This is a genomic window from Fischerella sp. JS2 (assembly GCF_032393985.1).
In the GTDB taxonomy this organism is placed as follows: Bacteria; Cyanobacteriota; Cyanobacteriia; order Cyanobacteriales; family Nostocaceae; genus Fischerella.
The window spans coordinates 3,100,645-3,113,713 of record NZ_CP135918.1 but is presented as its reverse complement, the minus strand read 5'-3'; the positions used below and the strand labels follow the sequence as shown (position 1 = coordinate 3,113,713).

Sequence of the window (13,069 nt, the reverse complement as noted above, 5' to 3'; positions counted from 1 at the left end):
TGCCCAAAACGAGTGATTTAGATAACAATTTAAAGTAGAAACACTTTTAATCCGACTGCTATCCTACGTCTAGACCATACAGAAAATCGAACTATGTTAAAAGTCTTTGCCGATCGCGGTGGTACATTTACAGATATTGTTGCTGTTACTGATAATCAAGTAATCATAAACAAACTCTTACAACATCAAGAACGTTTTTTAATTATTCCCCTTCCCAATCAGCAATGGATTATAGTTTACAAATTACTTTCAGAAAATCCCGAACAATATCAAGACGCAGTTATTCAAGGTATTCGCGATATCATTGGGCTTTACCGTAATCAACCCATACCCCAAGAAGCCATCGAAGTAGTAAAAATGGGAACTACAGTTGCGACAAATGCCCTGTTAGAAAGACATGGCGATCGCGTAGTTCTTCTGATTACCAAAGGGTTTAAAGATGCATTGCGAATTGGCTACCAAAACCGCCCCCACATCTTCGCCCGACATATCGTTTTACCCACAATGCTTTATGAACAAGTGATTGAGGTAGAAGAACGCTATGATGCTAGAGGTAACGAATTAACCCCAGTCAACATTGCACAGGTCAAAAAAGACTTACAAACAGCTTACAACACAGGCATTCGTAGTTGTGCCATTGTATTTATGCATGGCGATCGCTATCCTAATCATGAACAACAAGTCGCCCAACTTGCCCAGGAAATTGGTTTTACGCAGATATCCATATCCCACCAAGTTAGTCCTTTAATGAAGTTAGTAAGTCGTGGCGACACAACAGTTGTAGATGCATATTTAACTCCGATTCTGCGTCGTTACGTTAACCAAGTAGCCAGCCAGTTACCAGGCGTAAGATTAATGTTTATGAAATCCGATGGCGGCTTAACCGATGCAGTACAATTTCAAGGTAAAGATAGTATCTTAAGTGGTCCGGCTGGGGGTATTGTTGGCGCAGTCCAAACCAGTAAAAGAGCAGGTTTTGATTTAGTCATTACCTTTGACATGGGCGGAACAAGCACAGATGTCGCCCACTTTAAAGGAGAATATGAACGTCAACTAGAATCAGAAATTGCTGGCGCACGGATGCGAGTTCCGGTATTAGCAATCAATACTATTGCGGCTGGCGGCGGTTCAATTTTGTTTTTTGATGGTTCTAGTTATCGTGTCGGGCCAGAATCGGCGGGATCAAATCCTGGCCCTGCTTGTTACCGTCGTGGTGGCCCCTTAGCCGTCACCGATGCTAATGTCATGTTAGGCAAAATTCACCCCCAATATTTTCCCCCTGTCTTTGGTGCAGACGGCAATTTACCCTTAGATAAAGATATTGTCGTTCAAAAATTTACCCAATTAGCCCAAGATATCAAAAATGCCACAGGTAACACCCGTACTCCCGAACAAGTAGCCGCCGGATTTATTGTGATCGCCGTCGAGAATATGGCAAACGCAATTAAAAAAATCAGCTTACAACGAGGCTATGATGTCACTCAATATGTCCTTTGTTGTTTTGGTGGTGCAGGCGGCCAAGTTGCTTGTTTAATCGCCGATACTTTGGGAATGAAAAAGATATTTTTGCATCCTTACGCCGGAGTTCTTTCAGCTTATGGCATGGGACTAGCTGATGTGAGGGCAATCAGAGAAAGCGGAGTAGAAAAGCCTTTAACCCAAGCATTAATTCCGCAATTACAACAATTAATGCAACTTTTAGAAACCCAAGCCAGAAGTGAACTAGATATCCCCCTTACTTCTACCCCCCTTTCATCCCCCCTTACTAAGGGGGGACACAGGGGGGTGAAAGCAAGCAACGAACAAGAAATAGTCCGAAAAGTTAACTTGAAATACGAAGGAACTAACTCAATTTTGACTATTGATTTTGCCTTAGATGTAGCAATAATGCGGCAAGAATTTGAGGTTGAACATAAATTGCGCTATGGTTTCATTCAAATAGAAAAAACCTTAATTGTCGAATCAGCTTCAGTTGAAGTAATTCAGAAAATGGACACACCAGAAGAACCATTAATTACTCGTAGTCGTCCTCTCAATGAATTACCTACATGTGTTGAAACAGTACAGATGTTTACTGCTGACCAATGGCATAATACACCTGTTTATAGGCGAGAAGATTTACAACCAGAAGATAATATTAACGGCCCAGCAATCATTGTCGAAAAAATTAGCACAATTGTAGTCGAACCCCAATGGCAAGCAAGCTTAACCGAACGTAATCATTTAATTTTGCAACGTAATAATTAGACCTTACATAAAGCTTATACAAATCAAACATATAATTACCACAGTTGTCACCAACGAAAAATCCATCTGTGACCATCTGTGTTCATCGCCTTGCACTGTGGTCGAAAATTCAAACATTTTGGTCATACTTGTAACTCACAACAGACACAAATTATTAAATGATGCAATGCATTCAATAATTTCAATAAAAACAATATGTACAAATTTGCCGCTGCTTCGGAAACAGAAACAATTGTATTTGGTTCAGCCAGGCCTGGATACAGTAGTGCAAAAGTCAATCAGTGGATTGAATTCATGCAAAATCAAGACATAAAACGCATTTGCTGTTTACTTCCCCAGACTCAGCTAGCTCATTATCCAAACTTACTTGAAGTCTACCGCCAAAAATTTGGAATTGATCAAATTTGTTGGACACCAATAGAAGATTTTCAATATGCCGATCGCCAAACTCTAATCCAGCAAATTTTACCCTTCTTAGCAGTTGCAAATCAGCGAAAAGAGAAAGTAGTAGTTCATTGTTCCGGGGGAGTGGGACGCACAGGACATGTATTAGCCGCTTGGTTAGTCAGCAAACGAGGATTTTCAAACCAACAAGCGATCGCAGCAGTCAGAAAAACAGGAAAAAACCCTTATGAAGCAGCGATCGCAGGTGTCTTCAAAGGAAAAAATCCTTGGAAAATAGTTGCAGAATTAAATGCACTTTTAGATGATTGTCGTCGTGTAGGAGAAACATTACTTTAGTAACTCAACATTAATTCTCGGATTGTTTAGTTCCGCACTTTTATTTCAAAAAAATATCTAACGCTTACTAATGACCAATGAACAATGACAAATAGTTAACTTTATTTGTACCAATCTACTTATTATGTACATAACAACTCAAAGCGATCCTGTCCGCCTCGAAATCTTCAAAAACCTCTATCAATTTATCGCCGAACAAATGGGAATTGTTCTGCAAAATACAGCAGCATCAGTAAATATCAAAGAACGTTTAGATTTCTCCTGCGCAATTTTTGATGCATCCGGATTACTAGTAGCTAATGCCCCTCATATTCCCGTACATTTAGGCTCAATGAGTGAAAGTGTTCGTAGTTTAATTAATGATAAAGGTGACACCCTCAAACCAGGAAATGTTTATCTATCTAATAATCCCTATAACGGCGGCACCCATCTCCCCGATGTCACAGCAATTACCCCCGTTTTTAATGAAGACGAAAAACAAATTATTTTCTATGTAGCTTCCCGTGGACACCAAGCCGATATAGGCGGAATTACCCCTGGTTCTATGCCTCCCCACAGTACCACAGTCGAAGAAGAAGGAATTCTCTTTGATAATTTCCTCTTAGTAGAACAAGGCAATTTCCGAGAAAACCAAGTACGAGAAACACTCTTAAATCATCCCTATCCGGCTCGTAATCCTGACCAAAATATCGCTGATTTCAAAGCACAAATTGCTGCCAATGAAAGAGGAGTTCAAGAACTCCAAAAAATGGTTTCTCAATATGGACTTGAAACAGTTCAAACTTACATGAAATTTGTCCAAAATAATGCCGAAGAATCAGTCATAAGAGCAATTGATGTTCTCAAAGATGGCTCATTTATTTATGAAATGGATGACGGCGCACGTATTCAAGTCAAAGTCACAATTAATCGAGAAAATCGCAGCGCTACTATTGATTTTACAGGCACATCTGGACAATTAAATACTAATTTCAATGCTCCCAAAGCCGTTACCCAAGCGGCAGTTTTATATGTATTTCGGACTTTGGTTGATGATAGTATTCCCCTTAATGCCGGCTGTCTGAAACCTCTAGAAATTATTATCCCTGAAGGTTGTATGCTCAACCCAACTTATCCAGCAGCAGTGGTAGCTGGGAATGTAGAAACATCCCAAACTATTGTCGATGCTTTATATGGTGCTTTGGGCATCATGGCTGCTTCTGCGGGAACCATGAACAATTTTACTTTTGGTAATGATCGCTATCAGTATTATGAAACTATCTGCGGTGGTTCTGGCGCCGGGGATAACTTTGATGGTACTGATGCAGTCCATACCCACATGACTAACTCCCGCCTTACCGATCCCGAAGTTTTAGAAACTCGCTATCCTGTTTTAGTAGAAAGCTTTAGTTTGCGTCCTGATAGTGGCGGTAAAGGAAAACACTCAGGTGGGAATGGCGTCATCCGGCGCATCAAGTTTTTAGAAGCGATGACAGCTAATATTCTCTCTGGACATCGGGTGATTCCTCCCTTTGGGTTAAATGGTGGAGAAGCAGCACAAGTGGGACGCAACTGGATACAACGTCAAGATGGAACTCAAGAGAATTTAGACAGCACAGCGACAGTGCAAATGCAGCCGGGAGATATTTTTGTCATCGAAACCCCTGGAGGAGGAGGATTTGGTAAATCCTGCTAGCTGAGTTGGGTTATTTTTATCTTTATGTCTTAGTGGTGTAAAAAATTATTGAAACCACAAAGACACCAAGACCCCAAGCAAAATTTATAAATTCGTAGCAATTATTTACATACTTCTGAGAATCTATTTCAGTTTGTAACTATTTGCCTATGTCGTTATATCTATTCCTTTAGACTGATCTAAAAATAGAAAAAATTTTGGAATAAAGAAAAATGCCTTCAGTAAACTTTCTTTGTCATGATTTTTTTGTTGCTGTTTCTTGTATAGCCTGTATTATTGGTCTGCTTTTACTGTGGGAGAACAAACAGCACAAACAAAAAGATGATGCAGATGCAACAGAGGTAATTTTATTTAGAATGACCTTTTGTTACTGGCTAGTTTACTGCGTTGCTTTTGGTATTGAAAAATTAGTGTTACCTCATTGGGAAGCCATACAGATGACTTTGAGGATTACAACTGCTTTGTCGTATTTCTTAACATTTTCTTGTATTGTTAGTCTGCCTCTACATAAGTTTGCAGTCCATCAAGTTGAGGAATAGTGATCAGTTCGTAGTAAGCAGGCTTTGTGCTTACTACGAACTAAGTACACTAACAACCTTTAACGCAGAGTCGCGCACAGAGAAGTTTGTAGACGCGCTTTGCGCGGCTTCCCGAAGGGTGCGGAGGTTTCCTCCGTTAGCGTAAGATCCTCGCGATAGCCAGGCTCAAAGCTTCGGTGGGGGCGCAGAGTTTTTCAGAATTTTATTTGCGACAAATTGTAAAATGTTGTACTAAGATTTCATTTCAGTAAGCTGACTAAAGCTTCAATTAATGTTTGATTCTGTTCATCTGTGCCGACTGAAATCCGCAGTTTATTGTCTAATCCTGGTTGTTTGAAGTAGCGCACTAGAATTCCTCGTTCCTTCAATCCTAAATAAAGCTGTTCTGCATAGTTTTCGGGAGGTGTAGCAAGGACAAAATTGCCTTGGGAATCAAGAACTGTGAAACCCAAGTTTTTTAAGTCAACAGTCAGCTTTGCTCGTGATATTTTTACTTTCTCAGCACAAGCATTTTTATAAGCTTGATCCCGCATCGCTGCTGCACCAACGAGAGTGGCGATCGCATCAATGTTGTAACTATCTTTAACTTTAAACAAACCTGCTAGTAACTTGGGATGAGCTACAGCAAAACCCATACGTAAGCCTGCCAGAGAGTAGCCTTTAGATAAAGTACGCAATACAATCACATTCTCAAATTCCTGCACCAACGGCAAGGCAGAAGATTCAGCAAAATCAACATACGCTTCATCGATCACAACAATTCCTGCAACTTGCCGTGCTAAAGTACGCAAATCATCCAAAGGTACAGAATGACCAGAAGGACTGTTGGGAGAAGCAATAAAGGTAATCGCCCCATTAGCAGCAACCAGATCATCAATAGGCAGCGTAAAATCTTGGGGATAGGGAACTTCGACAACTTCTGCTGGTTGCATCGCTGCTAGTGTGCGATACAAAACGTAAGTCGGCATTGGGTAAACAACTTTGCGATCGCGTCCTTCCGCACAAGCACGCACCAACACATTCAGCACATCATCACTACCGTTACCAACAATGATCCAATCTGCGGGTACACCCAATGCTTCACTCACAGCAGCACAAAACTCACGCGCAAAGGGATCAGGATAACGTCGTAACCACTCGCTGTCTAGGTTTCTCAGGATATTGAGTGCGTCTGGTGATGGCGGGTAAGGATTTTCATTGGTATTCAGCTTAATAATTTTGGTTCCCGGTTTTGGTTGTTCTCCGGGAACGTAACCAGTCATGGCATCAATGGCAGGACGGAAGTAACTCATGAAGTTCAAGTTCGCAGACTACTAGCATGATTATCGCTTCAGATGCTTTACTGGAAAACACAGCGAGTTAACCCTAAATAAACTAAAGAGAAAATTGCCCAGTAAAAAACACTAAAGCAGTCTTCTCTACTCTTAATGCATATAAATAAAAATTAGGCGAACCTTGGCTGATAAACTCAACTATGTATAAAACTGGGGAATGTAGGCTATCTGTCATCAAGAGCTGATAAAGTACGTAGCGAAAGTAAAATCGCGGCTTGTCATCTTATAGACACCCGTAGCGGTTGAATTTACTTGCAAAAGTAGCCGTAAAATAAATTTCCGGCTTCTATATTCAACCCGTTTTACGGGTTTCTGCTTTGGGCCTGAACTTTAGTTTCAGGTTACGAAGCCGTGATCGAGGAGTTGAGCGGAATTTTAGTTAACATGAAGCGTAAACATCTAGCATCTCGTCACCACACCTGTTTAATTAGTCTGACTCTCATTTCTAGTTTGATTGCACCTTACGCTGTAATTGCAGCACCACCCAGAACACCAGACAAAACGGTAAACTGTGACATTCTGGTTGTTGGTGGTGGACTGTCTGGTGTGGCGACTGCCTACGAAGCTTTACTAGCTGGGAGAACGGTTTGTCTGACAGAAATTACCGACTGGCTGGGAGGACAGATTTCTGCTCAAGGAACTTCAGCGCTGGATGAACGACCAACCCAACGAGCCAAGTTATACTACTCTCGCGGGTACTTAGAACTGCGAAAGCGGATTGAACGCAAATACGGCAAACTCAACCCTGGTAACTGCTGGGTGAGTGATTCCTGTTTTATGCCCAAGGATGGACATCAAATCTTGAGTTCCATGCTCAAAGATGCTGAAAAAAAGGGCAAAGGAAAGCTGCAATGGTTCCCAAATACAGTCATTAAAGAATTGAATATCAGTTCTGATGGCAAAATCATTAATAATGCGATCGCCATCCAACATAAACCAGCACCCAATGCTCCCCCACTCAATACTTTTACCTTATCCCAAAGCATCCAAGACGCCTATACCTATCTCAATTCTTCCCGCTTTACCAAAACCATTATTCGCCTGGCTCCCAAACAAGTAAAAAAAGGCAATGTTCCTAACTGGTATATTGTAGATGCCAGTGAAACTGGAGAAATTATTGCTCTTGCTGATGTTCCCTATCGTCTGGGTATTGATGCGCGTTCTTATTTAGAGCCTTCATCTTCTAGCGCTACCAACGATCCCTATTGCACTCAAGGCTTCACTTACACCTTTGCAATGGAGGCAACCAAGGAACCGCAAAAGCAGACCATGCCTCCATTCTACATGCAGTACTCACCCTACTACAGCTATGAGTTAAAACGACTGGCAAGCTTTCCTCTAGTATTTACTTACCGTCGCATCTGGAGTCCCCGCAAAGGCGAAGAAATGAAATTTGGCGGTATAACTTTTACGGCTCCTGTACCAGGTGACATTTCCATGCAAAACTGGACTTGGGGTAATGACTACCGCCCGGGAAGTGCCAAAGATAACCTAATTTACACTCGTGAGCAACTCAAAGCTACCGGACAACTTAACCCTGGTGGTTGGCTGGGTGGACTGCGAGTGGAAACCTTGCGTAAAGGTGAGGAAAATGCTCTTGGTTATTATTACTGGTTGACAGCAGGAACTACAGATTCTCAATTAGGGAATGGCGTTAAGCAGCAACAACCAAACAATCGCTTTCTTTCTGGGTTAGATTCCCCGATGGGAACAGCCCACGGTTTGTCAAAATACCCATATATGCGCGAAGGCAGGCGGATCATCGGCCGTCCTAGCTGGGGTGCGCCTCAAGGCTTTAGTATTTGGGAAGTTGATATTTCTCGTCGTAATTATGATGATGAGTACTACCGCAAAATCCTTCCACCAGCTGAATATCGCCGCTTGAAAGCGACACTGGCAGGTTTGGAAGCTTTATCTGTACTTTCAGGCCAGCAGCGTCCGGAAAACGTTGCTCGGCGGACTCGTTCGACTATCTTTCCCGATGCGATTGGAATTGGGCATTATGCGATCGACTTTCACCCCTGTATGACAAAAAGCCCGCCAGAAGCACCAGGAAACACAGAACGCGTAGGTGAAAGACGCGGTGCAGGTCAAGCTTACCCCTTCCAAATAGCTCTGCGGGCAATGATCCCACAAAAAATTGATAATTTGTTAGTAGGAGGTAAAAGTATTGCTACCAGTCACATTGCAGCAGCAGCCTACCGTGTACACTCCTTTGAATGGTCTGCTGGTGCAGCTGCTGGAACTACAGCAGCTTTCGCTTTGAAAAACAACATCGCTCCCTATCAACTTGTAGATGATTTGCCCAAACCAGAACCGCAATTACTAAAATTGCAACAACTACTCAAGAAAAACGGCAACCCCACCGCTTTCCCTGATACCTCAATTTTCAATCAAAATTGGGAAGATTGGAAGTAGTTAGTAGTTAGTAGTTAGTGGGTAGAGACGCGATGTTCCTCGCGTCTGTACATTAGTAGTTAGTAGTTGGATATTGACCACTAACCACTAACCACTATCCACTAACCATTACCCATAGACTAAACTGTTAGTTGTAGTGTAGTTTTGTAAAGACCTGTTGGTTAATTATTTTATGATTACCAAACTTTCAGCAGCTGTTTACGGGATGGCAGCGACACCAACTATAGCTCCTGAACGGTCAACTCAAGTTACCCGTAAGACCTATCCAAATTACAAAGTCATTGTTTTAAACGATGATTTCAATACTTTTCAGCATGTTGCTGAGTGCTTGGTAAAGTATATTCCGGGAATGACTAGCGATCGCGCTTGGGAACTCACAAACCAAGTACACTACGAAGGTCAAGCCATTGTTTGGACTGGGCCACAAGAACCAGCTGAACTTTACCATCAGCAATTACGTCGAGCCGGTCTCACAATGGCTCCTCTGGAAGCAGCGTAAAATTTATGACCAAACCCACCCCAGATACCCGCAAAGCAACACCTGTTAAAGATGGCAGATTAGTTTGGAATCACTCAACCCATATCCCTGGACTTATTCCCATCCTCGAACGTCTGTGCAAACTAGATGGGATTCAAACTGTCACCCCAGGACAACTTGGACGGGTCAAAGGTCACAGCCCAAAGTTGCAATTGCGAGTGTCTGTACCCATTCGGGGCGGGTTTAAATTAATTGCACGTCACGGTAAAACTGTACAAGAAGTATTTATTTTAACCACCCTACCGCAACAACAACTCGAAGAAGCGATCGCAACTGTGATGCAAAAGTAGTCAATTGTCATTGGTCAAAGTTAGTGGTTAGTTGTTTACTCCTCACACCCCACCCTTACCTTAAGCCTATGAGCGTGTCTACACACCCCTCACACTCCCCACACTCCCCACACTCCCCACACTCCCCACTGCCCCTAATCCCTACCTCCCCATCTCCCTAATCCCCTAACTCAGCAAACAACTTTGCCAAAATCACGTTAGAAAACAAAAAACCATTGGGATCACTCAAACGCAACCTTTCTCCCTCGAGTTTTACCCAGCCTTTATGCAAATACGGCTGTAAAAATTTCTCAATCTCTTCAATCTTCTTTTTGCCAAACTGTTCTGTTAGCACTGCTAAATTGACACCTTCTGCTAACCGTAACCCTAGCATTAAGGTTTCTAACAAAATTTCATCTGCTGATGTCACTTCACAATCAATTACACAGCCAGTTTCTACCCATTGATAATATTCTTTGGTTTTACGGGGACGGGTAAATCTTTTCCCTTCTATGTAACTGGCTGCACCCATACCAAAGCCATAGTAAGGAAGATTTTGCCAGTAAACTCGATTATGCTGACACTGGTGTCCGACTTGGGCATAGTTGGAAATTTCATAATGTTCATAGCCTGCATTGGTGAGGATTTGCTGTGCCATCTGGTACATTTTGACTGTAGTTTCATCTGTGGGTAGGGGATGAGTACCCCCTTTGTAATAACGACCAAAGGCAGTTCCAGGTTCTATGGTCAGGTCATATATAGATATATGGGTTGGTGCGATCGCAATTGCTTTTTCTAATGACTCCTGCCACCTATCTAGAGTTTGATGCGGTAATCCTGATATAAGGTCTATGCTAAAGTTAGGAAAGCCGACTTGCGAAATTAATTCTACTGCTTGGTAAATATCGTTAACAGAATGCGATCGCCCACAAGCTTGCAATAAATCTGCATCAAAGGCTTGTACACCCAAACTCACACGGTTGACGCCTGCACTACGATAACCTTGAATATGCTCTAAATCAAACGTCCCTGGGTCTATTTCCATAGAAATTTCTACCCCAGGAGAAATATCAAATTTTTGCTCTAAAGTTTTTAATATATGTTGCAATTGTTGCACAGATAAAAGTGACGGAGTACCACCACCAAAGAAAATTGTCTGCAAAGATTGACTAAAAACAGAAGCAATGGCAATTTCTTGACAAAGAAAGTCTACGTATTGAGAGATTGTACCCGATGTTTCACCACGCAAGCGATCGCCCACGACAGAAATAGGAAAATCACAGTAAAAGCATCGGCGTCTGCAAAAGGGAATATGTATATAGACAGAAGTTGGAATAGCTGAAAATATATCTTTTTGTGCCATTTTAAGTGAAAATTAAAATATGATTATGAGAATTACAAAACATGAAAATTAATAAGTTAAGTAAAATACAGAAGACAGAACATATAAGGCAAAAGGGCAAATCTGCTTCCTGACAGTGTTTTTGTAGTTAGCATTTTATCTTTATTATTTCTAGCTATTTATTAACAATTTTTTATCGTTTTTCAGTAAAAAGATGGCAATAATAGAGCATAAAAATCATTAGTTATAATGAGTGCAGATGTTGTCAGTCTCAACATCTAGTATGAGCGTAAATATTCTAAATCGCTCTTAGCGATGAGATAAAAATTACTTTACTTATCGACTAACACTGTTGCAGGAAAACAACACTATTATGCTAGATGCAATTATCATTTTTTCATTCATCCTGGCAGCAGCAGGCGTAGGCTACTATAGTATCGAGTTTCTACCAAATGGGGCACTCGAACGGGTGACAAACCAAGAAGCTCTCCGCTTAGTTTTTGCTGCTTTTGCTGCTATTATTGGCGGTGCAGTTGGACTGAGATTTCAGACCGCCTATCGCCGCTTAGAAAGTCAAGTGCGGGAGATGCCATTTGAAATCATCTTAACTCGTGCGATCGGTCTAGTTATTGGGTTATTGATCGCTAATTTAATGCTAGCACCTCTATTCTTGCTACCGATTCCCAACGATTTTAGCTTTATTAAGCCATTGGTAGCAGTTGTTGGGAGCATTGTACTGGCATACACTGGCATGAATCTTGCAGATACCCACGGACGTGGTTTATTGCGTTTGATTAATCCCAATACTGTAGAAACAATGGTGGTAGAAGGAACCCTCAAACCAGCTAGCACCAAAGTATTAGACACCAGCTGCATTATTGATGGTCGTATTGAAACTCTTCTAGAAACTGGCTTTTTAGAAGGACAATTACTCGTACCGCAATTTGTTTTACAAGAACTGCAACAAGTAGCGGATGCAAGCAAAGACCAAAAACGCGTACGGGGAAGACGGGGACTAGAAATTCTCAACCGGATTAAAACAGTGTACCCTGATCGCATTTTGATTAACTCAATAGACTACGACGATATCACAACTGTTGATGCGAAGTTAGTCCGCTTTGCCCAAGAAATCAATGGCACACTTTTAACCAACGACTATAACTTATCCAAAGTCGCCAGTGTGCAAAAAGTGCCTGTTTTAAATGTTAACGATTTGGTTAATGCTGTACGTCCCACTTATTTACCAGGCGATAACATTGACCTCAAGATTCTCAAAGAAGGCAAAGAACCTAGTCAAGGCATTGGCTACCTAGACGATGGCACAATGGTTGTGGTTGAAGAAGGTAGCAATTATGTAGGTGGTGAATTGCGGGTAATAGTTACTAGCGCCTTACAAACATCTGCCGGCAGGATGATTTTCGCCAAACCTCAAGCATCTGCGTTGGCATGAAGGAAATGTCCAGCTTAAGTTTACTAAATGTTTTTCTTACCGATGCACTCAAGTTGCATCGGTTATTTTTTGGTGAATTGCTCAATATATACAAGTCGTGTGGCAGTAACTATGGTATAAACTGTCTAGCAATAAATAACCGAAATTAAAAATCAAAAATTCATAAAGATGAAATATATAAAATACATTTGTTTAACAGCTATTAGTAGCATTGTTGTAAGTATTACGAGCTATCAGGGAGCAATAGTAGCAGCATTACCACCACCAGAAGATATACCAGAAGAAATATTACGGACAGAAATCATATTAGCAGCGCGATCGCCGATTGATGGCAAACCCCTATCCGCAGCCGACTATGCACAACTGCAAGCCCAACTACAACAAGCCCCACCACCAAAACTAAGTCCTAACATCAGAGAAAATATCTTTTTGCTGAGACTGCGTAAAGCTTTACTTCAGCTTTTTCCATTTTTGGATACATTGATTTAGTCAATGGTCAAGTGTCAATTGTCGATT

Annotated in this window: 11 protein-coding genes; 9 read left to right on the top strand and 2 right to left on the bottom strand. The window is 41.5% G+C overall.

Translation table 11 applies throughout. The features are described from left to right. Positions 1-93 precede the first annotated feature (93 nt). The 4 genes from RS893_RS13095 (at position 94) to RS893_RS13080 (ending at position 5,202) form a co-directional block, all read left to right on the top strand. Complete coding sequence (locus RS893_RS13095) at positions 94-2,247, top strand: hydantoinase/oxoprolinase family protein (protein WP_315791541.1); 2,154 nt, start codon at positions 94-96, stop codon at positions 2,245-2,247. A gap of 195 nt (positions 2,248-2,442) precedes the next feature. Beyond that, entirely contained in the window at positions 2,443-2,988 is a 546-nt protein-coding gene (locus RS893_RS13090; RefSeq protein WP_102150333.1) for a protein-tyrosine phosphatase family protein, read from the top strand. A gap of 124 nt (positions 2,989-3,112) precedes the next feature. Then, positions 3,113-4,663, top strand: coding sequence for a hydantoinase B/oxoprolinase family protein (locus RS893_RS13085; RefSeq protein WP_315791540.1), 1,551 nt, complete (start codon positions 3,113-3,115; stop codon positions 4,661-4,663). A gap of 212 nt (positions 4,664-4,875) precedes the next feature. Further along, on the top strand, positions 4,876-5,202 hold the full coding sequence (locus RS893_RS13080; RefSeq protein WP_315791538.1) for a hypothetical protein: 327 nt from the start codon (positions 4,876-4,878) through the stop codon (positions 5,200-5,202). 239 nt (positions 5,203-5,441) lie between these two features. Here the strand turns inward: RS893_RS13080 and hisC are convergent, their stop codons facing one another. Further along, a complete protein-coding gene (gene hisC / locus RS893_RS13075) occupies positions 5,442-6,494 on the bottom strand; it encodes a histidinol-phosphate transaminase (RefSeq protein WP_315791537.1) in 1,053 nt (350 codons plus the stop codon). Positions 6,495-6,920: 426 nt separating this feature from the next. Between hisC and RS893_RS13070 the strand changes: the two genes are divergently transcribed. From RS893_RS13070 to RS893_RS13060, 3 genes are all read left to right on the top strand, one after another. After that, on the top strand, positions 6,921-8,954 hold the full coding sequence (locus RS893_RS13070) for an FAD-dependent oxidoreductase (RefSeq protein ID WP_315791536.1): 2,034 nt from the start codon (positions 6,921-6,923) through the stop codon (positions 8,952-8,954). Between the two features lie 172 nt (positions 8,955-9,126). Beyond that, positions 9,127-9,453: an ATP-dependent Clp protease adapter ClpS gene (gene clpS, locus RS893_RS13065; RefSeq protein ID WP_102150338.1), complete on the top strand. Its 327-nt coding sequence runs from the start codon at positions 9,127-9,129 to the stop codon at positions 9,451-9,453. 5 nt (positions 9,454-9,458) lie between these two features. Then, positions 9,459-9,782, top strand: coding sequence for a DUF2103 domain-containing protein (locus tag RS893_RS13060; protein WP_073555189.1), 324 nt, complete (start codon positions 9,459-9,461; stop codon positions 9,780-9,782). Between the two features lie 157 nt (positions 9,783-9,939). On the opposite strand, the gene hemW is transcribed toward RS893_RS13060, so the two are convergent. After that, a complete protein-coding gene (gene hemW, locus RS893_RS13055; protein ID WP_315791535.1) occupies positions 9,940-11,124 on the bottom strand; it encodes a radical SAM family heme chaperone HemW in 1,185 nt (394 codons plus the stop codon). Positions 11,125-11,476: 352 nt separating this feature from the next. Here hemW and RS893_RS13050 point away from each other — a divergent pair, with 352 nt between their 5' ends. After that, entirely contained in the window at positions 11,477-12,553 is a 1,077-nt protein-coding gene (locus RS893_RS13050; protein ID WP_315791534.1) for a PIN/TRAM domain-containing protein, read from the top strand. A 168-nt stretch (positions 12,554-12,721) separates the two neighbouring features. Next, positions 12,722-13,042 carry a hypothetical protein gene (locus tag RS893_RS13045; RefSeq protein WP_315791533.1) on the top strand — a complete coding sequence of 107 codons (321 nt, stop codon included), beginning with the start codon at positions 12,722-12,724 and terminating at the stop codon, positions 13,040-13,042. Positions 13,043-13,069: the final 27 nt, after the last annotated feature.